The organism is Sphingomonas cannabina (assembly GCF_021391395.1).
In the GTDB taxonomy this organism is placed as follows: Bacteria; Pseudomonadota; Alphaproteobacteria; order Sphingomonadales; family Sphingomonadaceae; genus Sphingomonas; species Sphingomonas cannabina.
This window is the reverse complement of sequence record NZ_CP090059.1, coordinates 2,408,757-2,422,498: the sequence shown is the minus strand read 5'-3', so window position 1 is coordinate 2,422,498 and position 13,742 is coordinate 2,408,757. Positions and strand designations below refer to the sequence as shown.

Here is a 13,742-nt window from a genome sequence, read left to right as displayed (position 1 = left end):
GTCTGACGATCACTATGAGCCATTGTCACCTCCTTCAGACGCGCGTGGTCGACAGCGCGAGCGCGGCGTCCGCGCGCATCGGGCTGGTGAGGTTGATCAGCTTGTGGTGGTCGAGAATGCCGAACTCGACGGTGTCGGTGCCGAGCGCGCGGATCGACGCGCTGAGGTTGGCGCCGTTCAGTTCTAACGACACCGGCTCGCCGCGCAGTTCGCAGGGCACCTCCTCCACGAGCTCGTCGGCGGAGGCGATGCTGCTGATCGTCAGCTTTTCCGCCTCGAACGCGAACCGCGCGCGCCGCGACTTGAGCGTGGTGACGAGCATGACCCGCTGCACCGCCCCTTCCAGGGCGTCACGATCGACCAGCACGGAGATGGGCGGGTCGCGGACAAGCGCGACCTGGTAGTTCGGGAACTGTCCCTCGATCTCGCGCCCGATGACCGTCAGGGCGCCGACGGCGCCGCGGACCTTGGACGACGCGAAATCGATCACGGCCGTCGTCTCGTCGGATGCCGACGACGCTGTGAGCGTTGTCAGAAACGGCAGCGTCACGATCGCGCCGCCGAAAGTCTCCAGCCCGGCCGGTGCCGGCACCTGGACGCGCGACAGCATGTCGCCGTCGGTGGTGACGAACGTCAGCATGCCGTCGACGACATGCACATAGACGCCGGTGAGCCAGTATCGCGCCTCGTTGTCGGAGATGCTGTGCTTCACCGTCGCCACCGCCTTGCGCAGCGTGGCGATGTCGATCTCGAACCGAGCCTCCGGCGTCGCGTATGGCATCGGCGGGAAATCCGTCGCCGGCATCGTGCCGATGCTGAACCGCGCCCGGCCGGCCCTGATCTTGGCGGACGATCCGTCGACCTCGAGCGACAGCTGACTGCCGGGCTCGATCGATCCGACGATCTGCGCCAGGCGGTGAGCGGAGACGGTGATCGCACCGGGCGCCGCCAGGTCGACCTCGATAGCGCGGGTCGCCATCAGGTCGGTGTTGTTGGCGGTGAGGCGCAGGATGCCGTCGTCACCTTCGAGCAGGATGTTGCCGGTAATCGGGAGGGTCGGCGCGCGCGGCGCGATGCTGACGATCTCCCGGAGCGCCGCGGCGAGCCGCGCCCCTTCGGCGATGAAGGACAGGCCCGCCATCACGCCAGCCCCAGCGCGGCTTTGCAGGTCTCGAGGATCGCCTCCGCCTCGTCGCGGGCGTGCTTCTCCATCTTGCGCAGCTTCATCACTGCGCGCATCGCCTTCGGATCGAACCCGCGAGATTTGGCCTCGGCGAAGACGCCCTTGATGTCGTCGTTGATGCCGGCCTTCTCCTCCTCCAGGCGCTCGGCGCGCTCAATTAGAAGGCGCAGTTCATCGGCAGCGACTGCATCGCTCATGGTCATAGTCCTTTCGTGGTGGTGAGGGGTGCGGCGCTCGGCTCCGATGCCAGGCGCTTCCAGTCGTCAGGGTCGAAGCCCAACCGTCTCGCTCGCTGGATTACGTCGTCGTCGGTGAGAACATGGCCACCGCGGTTCCAGAACCGGCCGGCGAAGTCGGGCTCGCCATCTTCACGGCAGCGGTAAACAGGGCCGTACCGGCGCAGGTGATCGACGGCGCGACCTGCCAGCGTTTCGTCGCGACGGCCGCGGGTCAGTGCGGTCGACAGACCTGGCCCGCGGAAATGAACCGCGCTGGTCACCGGGAACCGGGGCAGGCCAGCGGCACGCCGCCACCTGGTGACGGTGTCGGCCGACACGGCGTAGTGCTTCGCCAGGTCGCCGCGTGTCTTGTAGTTGGCGAGTCGCGCGAAGTCCTCCGGCAGGGCGCGGACGACCGGGCCCATCCGAACAATGCCGGTCAGCTTGCGCCAACGGGTGATGGTGTTCTCTCCGACGCCGTAGTGGGCCTTGAGCTGGGGCACGGTCATCTTCGCCCCGTGTTCCGCGAAATCGTCCGGCACCGGACGGCGCGGCCCGCACGGATGATACTCGCGAGACGCGCAGGGGCGGCAAAGGCCGGTCTTCGAATATGGCCCGACCGGGCTACCGCACTTGCAGACCCGGCCGCTCATGCCGCCTGCTCCAGTTGCAGGAGCGCGGACAGGCTGGGCACGCCGGCGGAGCGCTCGGCATCGCCTAGATAGGCGCGAGTCGCCTCGAAATAGGTCGGGTTCAGTTCCGATCCTCGACCGCGCCGGCCCATCTCGATCGCGCGCAGCGGCACGGTGCCGAGACCGGCGAAGGGATCGAACACCAACTCACCCTTCATGCTGAACCGGTTGATCAGCCGGTCCACGATATCGAACTGGAGCGGGCAGACGTGCTTCTCCGCCCCCTTGCGCACCTGCTCGGCGTTGAGCGTGCGCATGCGGACGACGTCGTCCCACGTATCCGGCCGATGCGCGCCGGGCGCGAGGCTCATGAACGTGCGCGGCAGGTGCCCGCGGCCGTCGGCATCGCCGCGCGCCTCGATCATCTCGCCGATCGCGACATGCGCCTCATAGTCGTAGATCAGGTCGCGGGTCTGGACTGTGAACGCCTTGACCAGCGGCCCTACCGGCATCGCCGCGAACCGCTCGACGGCATCGCGCAATTCATCGGGGCGCAGCAGCCGGTCGCCGGAACTCCGCCAAAAGCTGTGAGCATCGATCTGCCAGCGGGCGAGGCTGTAGTCGGCAGCGTCTTTCACCACCGGCCGGTCGGCATACCCCCGGGTCTGATCGCTCTGCGGCTTGCGCATCAGCAGGACATATTCGGGCGAGCCGACGCCCATCTTCGTCCCGTCCTTCAGCATCTCGCTGTAGGAGAGCCGGTAGGTCTGGTTATTCTCGCGGACCACGTCGGTGTTGACGTGGATCATCCCGAGGTACTGGAACCCGTGCGCCAGGTAGTGGAACAACGCCTTGGCGTGGAACGGATTGACGGTGGGAACCCCCTCCCCCGTCACCGAGCCGAACAGGATCCTGTCCTTGACGTGGATGCACGCCAGCCGGCCGGGCGCGAGAGCGCGCAGCAGCTTCGGCGTCAGATGGTCCATCTGCGCGAAGAAATGCGCGTCGTCGTCGGTGTGGCCGAAGTCGTCGTAGCTCGGCGTATATTCGTAGTGATTGCTGAACGGGATCGACGTGACGATGAGGTCGACCGACCCCTCCGCTAGCCGTTCCGTCTCGTCGACGCAGTCGTTGAGCGCGATCGTCCAGCCTTCGCCGGAGGCTTCGCGGCGCTCGATCCCGATCGACCGCTTCATCTGGTCGAGCGCGAGTTCGTGATGCAGCCCGTACTTGCGGATCAGCTCGGCCATGCGGGCGCGGAGCTCGTCGTGCTCGACCCACTTGCGCTGAAGCTCGCGCACCACCGGGTGCTCCGCCTCTGCGTGGATGATGTCGATCTCGACGGGCTTCGCCTGGCCGAACCGCTGGATGCGGTGGATCGCCTGGATGAAATCGCGGAACTTGAAGCCGACGCCGGCGAAGATCGCGCGATGGCAGTGATGCTGCAGGTTGACGCCGCCGCCGAGCATTACAGGCTTCGCCGCGATCAGGCGCAGCTGACCTTCGGCGAAGCGCTCCGTGATGTTCTCGCGACGGTCGAGGTCCTGCGTCCCGTAGACGGCCTCGCATCCGGGCAGCGCGGCCTCAAGCGCGCGGCGTTCGTCATCGAGGTCGTGCCAGAGCACGAAATGATCCGCCGGCGCCGCCTCGACGATCTCCGCCGCCTTCGCGATCCGGACGCCAAGCGTCTCGCGCTTCACCCGCGCCGCCTCCGTGACGCCGAGCGCGGCATCGGCGATCAGCTTGCCGTCGGTCGGAGCGCCGGTGCCCGCCACGGGGTGCCAGCGCACGGTGATCGGCGGCAGGTCATATCCCTCGTCGCTGAAGCCGAGATCGCTCGGGCGCTGAAGGAACACCGCCCAGCTGTTGAGCCAGAGCCAGAACTCCTCCTCCTTGTGCGGATAGAGGGTGAGGTCGTTGGCCTTCTGCGGGTTGCGCTGGAAGAAGCGGGTCAGCGCCTGCCCGGTATCCATGATCCCGAGGAAGCCGGCGTAGTGGATCAGCTCCTTGTAGCGGTTCGGCGATGGCGTGGCGGTCGCGACGAACCGGTACGGCACGCTCTCGAACAGCGGCAGGAACGTCTGGAACGTCTTCGACCCGTAGGACCGGAGCACGTCCGCCTCGTCCAGGCTGACGACCCCGAACGGGGTCAGGTCGAGCTTGCCCTCGCGGATCGTCTCGTAGTTCGTCAGGTAGATCGGCGGCGTCGATCCGGGCACGCGCGCCGCCTCCGCCGCCTCGAACTCCGCGGTGGACTGCACGAATGCTGTTTCGATGCCGAGCAGGGCGGCGTCCTTGCGGAACTCGCGCCGCACGGCGAGCGGATGCACGATCAGCGCGTGGACGCCATCCGCCTTCTCGGCGATCAGGCGGCATATTTCGAGCTGCGTCATGGTCTTGTGCAGCCCGAAGTCGGCGAACACCGCGCGCCGACCGCCGCGCACCGCCCACGCGACGATCGCGCGGACGTGCGGCGCCATCGGCCGGCCGTCCGTCAGGAACGCCGCGACCTCGTCCTCCGTGCAGGGAAAGCCGTCAGCCTGCGCGACCGGCATCTTCGCCTCGAGGAAGGCGCGATATTCCAGCGCCCCCATCAGTGCCTCCAGAACGCGATGGTGCGGCGCGACTGCCAGCATAGGCCGCAGGTCGCGCAGCAGTCGGTGCCGCCGGTCTGCGCCGGGCAGACGATGTGCGCCGTGTCCTCGCCGCGCTCGATGACGACGCTGCCGCCCTCCGGGTCGGCGACGCCGCTGAACCTGATGCAGAAGCGATCGGGGAGCCGCTGGACGACCGCGGCGATAGCGTCCCCCTCGGCGGTGCCGTGCTGGCGGGCCGTGTAACCGAAGACGTTGAGCGCCGGGAACGCGTCGAGCGCGTTCTCCCACAGCTCGATATAGTCGGTGGAATAGAAGTCGCCGAGGATGTGGAGGCGGACGACGAAGCCGCGCGGATGTGCAGCCTGCTTTTCCGCCAGCTCCTTCCAGAGGACGCGCTCCAGTTCCGGCCCATGCGCGATGCGCCGGGCGAATGGCATGTTGGCGCCGTAGCAGGTCGCCCATTCGGTGCAGGTGCGTGGACAGGTCGCGCGCTCCTCCAGCGTCAGCGTGAAGATGGGGAAGCCGCGCCAGCGGCCCTTGGTCACGACGCGGCCGATCTTGCGGCTGTTGACACCGGAGATCAGCAGGCGCGGCACCTGGTGCGGCTCGAACACGCGTGCTGGCATGATGGTGCGGCCCTCGACCAGCGCGGGGTGTGTGTCCGCGAGGCGCAGGCGGCTTCCGCGAGCCTCGATGCTCTCGAACCGCCGTTGCGAGCCGCCATGGCCGTAGCCCTTGCGAGGACCCGGCGCAGACAAGCCGATACCGTCCGCGGAAACGGCCCTCGCCGCCTCCACGCTCTTCAGCGCGACCATGAAATTCAACCCTCCCCGCCGGCTCCGGCCGGCGATCCGTCGTTAATCCAGGCGTCCGTGGCTGCTCAGCGGCAGCACCGTCGCGATGATATGGTCAGCAGCGTCCCGGCACTTCGGGCGCTCGATATGGTCGATACGGCCGTCCGCCGCGGCGCTCGCGATCACGGCGAACTCCGCGAGGCCGTCGGCGACGATCCGCGCCGGCTCCAGGTCATCGGGCTCATCGACCGGACGGGCGACGTATCCGATGAGCGAGAGGACCGCGCTGACCGCCCGTTCCCCAAGCACGGACGCGATCGACAGCGCATCGGCGAGCGCGACGCGACGCTGCTTGGCCGGATCGCGCGAGAGGATCGCGTCTATCGTGTAGACGTTGACGCCGCTTTCCAGCGCGAGCTGGGCGCGGGTGAAGGTGCGCTCGATGTTGATGGCGCGGTCCAGCTCGCGACGAAGCGCGTCACGTACTTTCGTGTCCGAAACGATCGGCTCACTTTGGACAGAATTTTCGCGCGGCGTCATACAGAAGCCTTCTCATGAAGAGGGAAATCCAGATCGGTCGCCGGGCCCGAGGGGTGAGACCCGGCGACCGACTTCGCCGCCGGCAGCGGACGAAGCTCAACTTTCTGACGAGCTGCCGCACGCGCCGCAGAGCGGGCGGCGGTCCTGGCAGTTTGGCAAAGCCGGCAGTGGCGGCTCCCATTGCGCACGACCGTGTTCTCCGGCGAGTAGGCGTGCCCTTGCGGGCAGCGTGTCTTGGTGCCGTTGCGTCGACCGATGAGATCCGGGAGAGCGCCGCGACGGACGTTTTCCCCATTGGTGACCGGCTCGAGGTGGTCCGGGTTCACGCAGCTGGTGTTCCGGCAGAGATGATCGACGACCGCCCCATCGGGAATTGTCTTGCCAAACAGGACGAGCGCGATGCGGTGCGCGAACCTCACTGCGCCGCGATATCCGAAGCGGCCATATCCTTCGCGTTGGCGAGCACCTGTCCATTCCCAGCAACCCGACGGCGACATCCGAACGAACCGGAGAAAGCGCTCCATGATAAGCGCGCAGTCGTGATGAGGACACACCCGAGCAGCCGGATCGCGGCTGCTCAATCCGCAGCGCGAGCACAGTCCGGTCACGCGGCACCTCCGCCGAGGGCGCTTGCCGCGCCCCCGGCATCGGCTACTGTCGTGGTGCGAGCATCGACAGGAGGAAGTCTATGGGTGCGGGTCCGGACGCCATCCCACAGGAGTGCTACCAGTGCGGCTTCCCCACCCTCCCGCTCGTCTTCACAGACGACACAACCAAAAGCGGTTGGTTCAGCTGCGACAACTGCGGGGAGCACATCATATCGGTATCCGACGTGGCCGCGCTCGCTCGCGACGATCAGGAACGGGCCATCCGCGACAAACTCGGGGTTGAGGAGTTCCTTAATTCGCGCCGGATCAACAATCGCGTCGCGGACGAGTAGTTTCGAGGCCATCTATGCGGCCTCCTGCGGGACCGGCGATGGTCTATCGATTGGAACGATCTGCGCGCTGAGCGCCTCGACATCCACTTCCGGCCTGCGCTCCTTGGCGGCGAGCTTGAGATGATCGAGACGAGAGGACGTAATCCCGTTCTTCCGCCAACTATGGACGGTGGACGGTGGCGACTTGGTCATCGCCGAGACGGCGGTGGTGCCCCCAAGAGCGTCGATCAGGTTGCAGACTTGGATGTCCATGCGGAGAACTATGCGATTATCGCACCAATCGCGCAAGCGGAAATTTGCGATAATCGCGATTGCGCTAATCTGAGCACACCGCTTCATGGCAAAATGGACCTGGATCAGATTAGGGCGTGGGCCGACGCAAAGCGTGGGCGGCGGCAGCAAATCGCCGACGCTCTTGGGATCACTCACGACAAGGTGTCGAAGTCGCTCTCGCCTAGCGGTCCCCGCAGGTTCACCGCGCAAGAGATGGACGTGGTTAGAGCGCTGGTCAGCGCAGACCTTGGCCTCGACGGCGAGGCGGTCGCGTCGATCCCGCTTCTCGGCTCGGTTCCGGCCGGCAATTGGCGCGAAGCAGTGCGACGCTCAACTGGAAGAATACCAGTGCCTGACGCAACCACCCCGCCGAATGCGTTCGCCCTCACAATAGAGGGCGACTCGATGGATCTTTTGGCCCCTGACGGTTCAACGATCGTTCTCGATCCTGACGATCTCGACCTATTTCCAGGTCGTTATTACGTCGTCCGGAACAGCTCCGGTGAGACCACCTTCAAGCAGTTCAAGACCGACCCCGCGCGCCTCGTCCCCTGCTCAACCAACAAGTCGCACGCCGAAATCTTTCCAGGGCGAGAGCAGTTCGAGATCGTCGCTAGAGTGATCGCGGTATACAGCAGACTGTAGCTCAAGCGGCCCTTTGCCGCATCCTCTCCGCTGCGACTTCGATCAGGCGCTGCGGTAGCTGGAGGCGCTGGATAGCGCCCGGGACGATGCTGAAATATTGGCCAAATTCATCGTACTCACCCAGCCCCGCCTCGATCGCATCTCTGCGCGCCTGCTCCCGATCGATTCTCCATGGACCCTTCGGTTGCCCAAAGGAGACCACCCTATAGAAGGACACCGTTGCAAACATTTTTCCTCCGCCACAACGGAGCAAGGCTGGAACAATACGGGAACACAGGTCAAGTGATTCGCTAAATGGTGCGATTATCGCACACTTTTGGCTTGACGCGCTTGTTGCGATAATCGCATATTTATCCCGCCACCTGATCAGCGCGCCATCCCGGCCGCTCGCAAGACGGTGGCGGGAGACCTGTCTTGGGCTTCGACCCAACACCGAGGGAATGGGCGCGCGAGAGCGAGGTAGCCGATGGCACCGAGCTCATCGCCGATGCTGGCTTCACCTGCATCACTCCAGGCGCCATCGTCGCGGTTCGCGTCGACGATGAGGGCGGCTGCTGGGTGCCGTGCAGCCACGGCCGCCACTACCTCGACGGTCAGCTGAGCACCGCAGGCCGCTTTATCGGCTTCATGCTCGCCAACCGGGCTCCCGAAGCATCAGCCGAAGGAGCCATTGCATGACCGTATATTCCGGCGTCGTCCGCCACCCCGTCTACCTGACCGATCACGACACGATCGAGCCGGGCACGGCCTTCGCGTCGTCGGTCGCGGTCAGGAACTGCTCCGCGTTCACCGGCTTCCCCGAGGGCACGGCCTTCGCGTCGTGGGTCGAGGTCAGGAACTGCTCCGCGTTCACCGGCTTCCCCGAGGGCACGGCCTTCGCGTCGTGGGTCGAGGTCAGCGACTGCTCCGCGTTCACCGGCTTCCCCGAGGGCACGGCCTTCGCGTCGTGGGTCGCGGTCAGCGACTGCTCCGCGTTCACCGGCTTCCCCGAGGGCACGGCCTTCGCGTCGTCGGTCGCGGTCAGGAACTGCTCCGCGTTCACCGGCTTCCCCGAGGGCACGGCCTTCGCGTCGTGGGTCGAGGTCAGCGACTGCTCCGCGTTCACCGGCTTCCCCGAGGGCACGGCCTTCGCGTCGTGGGTCGCGGTCAGCGACTGCTCCGCGTTCACCGGCTTCCCCGAGGGCACGGCCTTCGCGTCGTGGGTCGAGGTCAGGAACTGCTCCGCGTTCACCGGCTTCCCCGAGGGCACGGCCTTCGCGTCGTCGGTCGCGGTCAGCGACTGCTCCGCGTTCACCGGCTTCCCCGAGGGCACGGCCTTCGCGTCGTCGGTCGCGGTCAGGAACTGCTCCGCGTTCACCGGCTCGCCAGGCTGTACGCTGCTGGGTCACCCCATCGCCTACGGTGACGAAGCGGAGGGTCGCGTCCGCGAAATCGCCAAGATCGTGCTCGCCGATCCCGACAAGCTCGATATGTCTACCTGGCACCGGGAAGGCTGCAACACCGTCCATTGTGTCGCCGGCTGGGGAGTCCACAAGCAGGGCGCCGACGGATACGCGCTCGAGCGCGAGCTTTCAGAGCATTTCGGAGACAACAGCGCGGGCTCGCGAGCCGCCGGCACGATCCTGCTCGGGATGGAGGCGGCCGGCCACTTCTACGACACGCATGATATCGCGCTCGCCTGGCTCAAGTCGAAAGTGGAGGCGGCGCAATGACCGCCAATCGCGATTGGTTCGCCCAGCCGCGCCAGAGCGATCGGCTCTCGCGCGACTACGGCCGCACCGTGCTCGACCACAGCGATGATCGGCTTGAGGTCCGCCGCATTTGGATCGCGGCCGCCCTAGTGGGGCTGATGGTCTACGTCGCGATCGTTGCGATGGCGGCGATCTGATGCCGCTACCCTACGCGACGCCAGAGGAGCTCGCCGGCTGGGCCCGATACGAGATGTCGCGCAATCCGGATTTCGTGGTCGGCCCTGCCGACAACCCCTACCTGCGGCGCTGGTGGATCGTGCCACGAAACGCGTCCGCGAACGTCTATCTGCACGAGATCCTGCGCAGCGACGACGATCGCGCGCTCCACGATCATCCGTGGCCGAACACGTCGATCGTGATCGAGGGCCGCTACGTCGAGCACACGCCGGAGGGCCGCTTCATGCGCGGACCCGGCGATGTCGTCAGCCGCGATGCCACAGACGCGCACCGCCTCGAAATCCTCCCCGGCGAGCGGGCGATCTCGCTTTTCCTGTTTTGCCTCGGCTCTACCTACGCGATGCAGCTTTGCCGCCGTTTTGGTTTCAATCCCGACGAACAGGTGCTCCCATGACCAACCAGCAAGCACCCGAACAGCCCGCAGCGGTGGATGGGGAGATCGTCGAGACGATTTACCGCACGCTCCGCAACTGGAGGCTTTCGACAATCGCGCAGGAGGACGAGCCAAGCGAGGGCTATCCTCTCGTCGATGCCGTTTCGGAAATGGGTGGCACGATCTCCAGCGGAGAGGGGGAACTTGGGGAGATTGCAGCGGAAATCGCTCGCGCCCTCTCCCGCCTCTCCCCACCACAGGGGACCGAACAGGGGAAATGGGATCACCGCTTCCGCCGCCTGGACCAGGGCGAGATCATCGCGGCAACCGATGAGTGCCAGCGCGATGACGGATCGTGGGCGCCAGCTGTATGCGTCGGCGAGCCAGCGCCCGACCCGAACTACACGTCGCATCGGGTGTATCGCCGGGCAGTAGACGCCGCCCGCCCGTCACCCGCTGCCGGCGTAGGGCGGGAGGCTAGTAACTTTGTGTGTCCGCACGGTTGCCCGGGGTTCTGGCTTACTGCGTGGGAACGCGACGAACATGTCCGCGACCAGCATCGGCGGCGGTTTACGCCCGCTCAGATGGAAATCGCGGTCAGGCACGTCATCGCCCTCCTCCACCCAACCGAAGGGAGCGTAGAGGGATGACGGATCGCAGCCGCGACAGCCTGCTGCGCATCGCCGCCGTGCGCGGCCGCACCGGCCTGTCGACCGCCACAATCTATCGGCGGGAAGCCGAGGGCACGTTTCCGCGGCGCGTGAAGCTTGGTCCGCGCTGCGTCGCCTGGTACGATTCGGACGTGAGCGCCTTCGTTGCCGATCCGATGGGGTATCGCGCGCCGCCGGCCGGCGCATGACGGAGCTCGGGCCCAGCCTGGACAAGCTGCGACGCGACTGGCGCGATGCCGGCGACGTCGAGACGCCGGACGGTATGATTTCGCGACGTGTGCTCGCGGCCATGGTGCGGCGTCTCAAGATTGGCGATGCGCTCACCGTCGAGCGAGTGGGGCCGAACCGTATCAGGATCCGTCGCCAGACAGCTGCCCCTACCGAACCTGCCCCTTGAGCAGCGCCATCGGCTCGTCGAGCCCCTCCATGATCATGTCGGCCCACACCTGCGCGAGCTCGCGGCGCCGATCGGAGAACAGCGCCCGATTGTAGGCGAACTCCGACGACGACATGCCCTTTGGCTTGTGCGCAAGCATCAGGTCGATCACCAGGCGATCGTGGTCCCGGCCGTGCTTCGCCGCCCATTCGTTCATTATGGTCGAGAAGGCGGTGCGCCAGCCATGGGGCACATGCTTCCCCCGGTAGCCCAGCTCAAGGTAGAGCGAGCTGATCGCGGAATCCGTCATCGGCTTCGCGGTGGTGCGGCTGTTCGGGAACGGATAGCGGCAGCGCCCGGTCAAAAGCCTGAGCGCGCGGAGCGTCGCGACCGCCTGCGGCACCAGCGGCGCCCGGTGATCATAGGCGGTATCACCCTTCTCCTCGACCTCCAGCTTCATCCGCTCCGCCGACACATACCATTCCGGCTCGGGCGCATCGTTGGCGGGCTCCTCCCAATCGATGCCGAGAAACTCCGGCCATTCGGCCGCGCGGAGCACGCCGATACGAACGACCGTGAGGGCGAGGAGGCGATTCGCGAGCTTCGTCGCCGGGCCCGAGGTCGATCGGTCGACGCGGTCGATCAGCTTGCGCAGTTCGCTCAGCTTCGTCAGCGCCGGCTGCTTGCTCCCTTTCGGGGTCGGGAGCAGCGCGTCGCCAAGGTCCAGGGCCGGATTGACCTTGATCAGGTGCTCCGACTTCGCGCGCTGGAATATGCGGTAGATGTAGCCGTTCACGCGCTTGGCCGTCTCGATCGCGCCGCGGCGCTCGATCTTGCGCAGCACCGCCAGGACCTCCGTCGGCTCGATCTCCGACACGGGGCGCTTGCCGAGGGCGGGGTACACATCGCGCTTCAGCGCGCTGTAGACGCGGGCGGCGTTGCCGGGGGACCAGCCGGGTTTCTCGGCTGCATGCCAGGCGTCGCCGACCGCCTTGAATTGCGCGCCGGCCGCCGCGACCGCCGCTTGGCGCTGGCGCTCCGCCTCCGCCATCGGGTCCTTGCCGAGACGCAGCAGCGCCCGCGAAGCGTCGCGCTGGTCGCGCGCCTCCTTCAATCCGACCTCGGGAAACAGGCCGTAGCTGGCGAGCTTCTCCCTGCCGGCGAACCGATACTTGTGACGCCAAGCCTTGGTGCCGTTCGGCCGGACGAGCAGATAGAGCCCCTTCTCGTCGCGGAGCTTGTAGTCCTTCTCACCAGGCGCGGCGTTGCGCGCTTCGACGACCGTCAGCGGCACGATACCCCCACTTGCTCAACCGATACCCCCACTCATACCCCCGAACCGGCCGCGCTGAAGCGCCAAGCCATGAGAACGTATGAGAAACAAGTGGCGGTATCCACCCCGCCGTTCTAAGGTGGGGTGAGAACAAATGGAAGACATGAGATTTTGCGCTGGTGGGCCCGGCAGGACTCGAACCCGCAACCTAGCCGTTATGAGCGGCCAGCTCTAACCATTGAGCTACAGGCCCGCCAGCGAGACGCTGCGATAAGGGCCGCGTCAGGCGCGCGCAAGCGCTGCCGCATCGGCCGCGGCAACGATCTCGTCGAGACTGGCGGAGGCGATCCCCAGTCGGTCGAGCAGCGTCAGCATCGCATCCCACCAGCGCCAGAACGCAGCCAGGTCCTGCGCATCACGGACATAGGGCGTGTGCCCCGGTTCCAGCGACGGCGAGTGAAAGCTGAAGTTGAGCAGCGTCACCCCCTCCCCAGCCGCAACCCGCACGGCCTCGAGGGCGTCCGAAAGCGGCATGCCTTCGGGCGTCAACGCCACCCGCGCCAGCAGACCGGTTCGCGCGAGCAAGCCGCGTCCCTTGGGGACGACTCCGGCGATGCGGTATAGCGCCGCTCCGCCTCTGCGGGCCCGGCCGGTATAGACGGTGGTGAGCGGCAGTTCGATCACACCTTCCGGCGTACGAAAGGCATGATTGCCGTGATCGAGAAAAATAGGGCCGCCCTCGCCCGAATAGTCATAGCCGGGACGGATCGAGCTGTCGAAACGATAGCCCCGCTCCGCCAGCAGGGCGAGTGTCGCAGGACCGATCCCGTAGCGACCGGCTCGATAGACTTTGGGTTGCCCGAACGCGTCCGTGATCGCGTCGGTCAGCAGGTCGAGCTTGGCCGCCTCCAGCGCTCGCGGCAGGTTGCCGGCGAAGCTGTTCCGCGGGTTGATCGCCTCGTCGAACGGCGGATTGACCCAGGGGTGGAGCTGGGTGCCCACCGCATGGGCACCTTCAGCGAGCGCAGTCCGTAGATGTTCGATCGATGCCGGATCGGTCACGATCGGATGATCGACGAGGAAGGTCAATGCCGCCCCCGTCTCCGAAAAACGTCGCGCTGCGGCCGGGATCGCCCCCGTGGCACGCACCGAGCACGCATCGCGGGCGAGCGGCGCGCTCCAGTCGAATTCTTCCTCGGTATCGACGAAAATGGTGAAACGCTGCCCGAAATCGGCGGGCCACCGGACGCGATCGCCCAGCGCGGGCAGCGGCGGGTGATGGGTGTCCCCCGCGTCCAC

17 protein-coding genes and 1 tRNA gene are annotated in these 13,742 nt (G+C 66.5%); 8 read left to right on the top strand and 10 right to left on the bottom strand.

Going from position 1 to position 13,742, the window contains the following annotated elements; translation table 11 throughout:
* Positions 1–34: 34 nt before the first annotated feature.
* From dnaN to LZK98_RS11430, 7 genes are all read right to left on the bottom strand, one after another.
* Positions 35–1,141 (bottom strand): DNA polymerase III subunit beta, encoded by a 1,107-nt coding sequence (gene dnaN, locus LZK98_RS11460; protein ID WP_233782479.1) that lies wholly within the window; start codon positions 1,139–1,141, stop codon positions 35–37.
* Positions 1,141–1,380: a DUF2312 domain-containing protein gene (locus LZK98_RS11455; protein ID WP_233782478.1), complete on the bottom strand. Its 240-nt coding sequence runs from the start codon at positions 1,378–1,380 to the stop codon at positions 1,141–1,143. The genes dnaN and LZK98_RS11455 overlap by 1 nt, the downstream gene beginning before the upstream one ends.
* A 2-nt stretch (positions 1,381–1,382) precedes the next feature.
* Positions 1,383–1,910 carry a hypothetical protein gene (locus LZK98_RS11450; RefSeq protein ID WP_233782476.1) on the bottom strand — a complete coding sequence of 176 codons (528 nt, stop codon included), beginning with the start codon at positions 1,908–1,910 and terminating at the stop codon, positions 1,383–1,385.
* A gap of 140 nt (positions 1,911–2,050) precedes the next feature.
* Positions 2,051–4,627 carry a DNA methyltransferase gene (locus tag LZK98_RS11445; RefSeq protein ID WP_233782474.1) on the bottom strand — a complete coding sequence of 859 codons (2,577 nt, stop codon included), beginning with the start codon at positions 4,625–4,627 and terminating at the stop codon, positions 2,051–2,053.
* Entirely contained in the window at positions 4,627–5,445 is an 819-nt protein-coding gene (locus tag LZK98_RS11440; RefSeq protein WP_233782473.1) for a GP88 family protein, read from the bottom strand. The genes LZK98_RS11445 and LZK98_RS11440 overlap by 1 nt, the downstream gene beginning before the upstream one ends.
* A 42-nt stretch (positions 5,446–5,487) precedes the next feature.
* Positions 5,488–5,964, bottom strand: coding sequence for a hypothetical protein (locus tag LZK98_RS11435; RefSeq protein ID WP_233782472.1), 477 nt, complete (start codon positions 5,962–5,964; stop codon positions 5,488–5,490).
* The gene (locus LZK98_RS11430; protein WP_233782470.1) at positions 5,961–6,488 is read right to left on the bottom strand and encodes an HNH endonuclease signature motif containing protein; all 528 of its coding nucleotides are present in this window, start codon (positions 6,486–6,488) and stop codon (positions 5,961–5,963) included. Before LZK98_RS11430 ends, LZK98_RS11435 begins: the two co-directional genes overlap by 4 nt.
* Before the next feature lie 164 nt (positions 6,489–6,652).
* Between LZK98_RS11430 and LZK98_RS11425 the strand changes: the two genes are divergently transcribed.
* The 8 genes from LZK98_RS11425 to LZK98_RS11390 all read left to right on the top strand — a co-directional run bounded on the left by LZK98_RS11425 (position 6,653) and on the right by LZK98_RS11390 (position 10,982).
* Entirely contained in the window at positions 6,653–6,904 is a 252-nt protein-coding gene (locus LZK98_RS11425) for a hypothetical protein (protein ID WP_233782468.1), read from the top strand.
* 120 nt (positions 6,905–7,024) lie between these two features.
* Positions 7,025–7,822, top strand: coding sequence for a LexA family protein (locus LZK98_RS11420; RefSeq protein WP_233782466.1), 798 nt, complete (start codon positions 7,025–7,027; stop codon positions 7,820–7,822).
* Between the two features lie 414 nt (positions 7,823–8,236).
* Entirely contained in the window at positions 8,237–8,500 is a 264-nt protein-coding gene (locus tag LZK98_RS11415) for a hypothetical protein (RefSeq protein WP_233782465.1), read from the top strand.
* Positions 8,497–9,534 carry a hypothetical protein gene (locus LZK98_RS11410; protein ID WP_233782464.1) on the top strand — a complete coding sequence of 346 codons (1,038 nt, stop codon included), beginning with the start codon at positions 8,497–8,499 and terminating at the stop codon, positions 9,532–9,534. The genes LZK98_RS11415 and LZK98_RS11410 overlap by 4 nt, the downstream gene beginning before the upstream one ends.
* Positions 9,531–9,710, top strand: coding sequence for a hypothetical protein (locus tag LZK98_RS11405; RefSeq protein WP_233782463.1), 180 nt, complete (start codon positions 9,531–9,533; stop codon positions 9,708–9,710). The genes LZK98_RS11410 and LZK98_RS11405 overlap by 4 nt, the downstream gene beginning before the upstream one ends.
* On the top strand, positions 9,710–10,144 hold the full coding sequence (locus tag LZK98_RS11400; RefSeq protein WP_233782462.1) for a hypothetical protein: 435 nt from the start codon (positions 9,710–9,712) through the stop codon (positions 10,142–10,144). Before LZK98_RS11405 ends, LZK98_RS11400 begins: the two co-directional genes overlap by 1 nt.
* Positions 10,141–10,773, top strand: a complete 633-nt coding sequence (locus tag LZK98_RS11395; RefSeq protein ID WP_233782461.1) for a hypothetical protein — start codon at positions 10,141–10,143, stop codon at positions 10,771–10,773. The genes LZK98_RS11400 and LZK98_RS11395 overlap by 4 nt, the downstream gene beginning before the upstream one ends.
* Positions 10,770–10,982 (top strand): helix-turn-helix transcriptional regulator, encoded by a 213-nt coding sequence (locus LZK98_RS11390; protein WP_233782460.1) that lies wholly within the window; start codon positions 10,770–10,772, stop codon positions 10,980–10,982. Before LZK98_RS11395 ends, LZK98_RS11390 begins: the two co-directional genes overlap by 4 nt.
* A 189-nt stretch (positions 10,983–11,171) precedes the next feature.
* On the opposite strand, the gene LZK98_RS11385 is transcribed toward LZK98_RS11390, so the two are convergent.
* The 3 genes from LZK98_RS11385 to LZK98_RS11375 all read right to left on the bottom strand — a co-directional run bounded on the left by LZK98_RS11385 (position 11,172) and on the right by LZK98_RS11375 (position 13,742).
* Complete coding sequence (locus LZK98_RS11385) at positions 11,172–12,464, bottom strand: tyrosine-type recombinase/integrase (RefSeq protein ID WP_233782458.1); 1,293 nt, start codon at positions 12,462–12,464, stop codon at positions 11,172–11,174.
* 156 nt (positions 12,465–12,620) lie between these two features.
* A tRNA-Ile gene (locus LZK98_RS11380) sits at positions 12,621–12,696 on the bottom strand.
* 29 nt (positions 12,697–12,725) lie between these two features.
* On the bottom strand, positions 12,726–13,742 hold the full coding sequence (locus tag LZK98_RS11375; RefSeq protein WP_233782457.1) for a polysaccharide deacetylase family protein: 1,017 nt from the start codon (positions 13,740–13,742) through the stop codon (positions 12,726–12,728).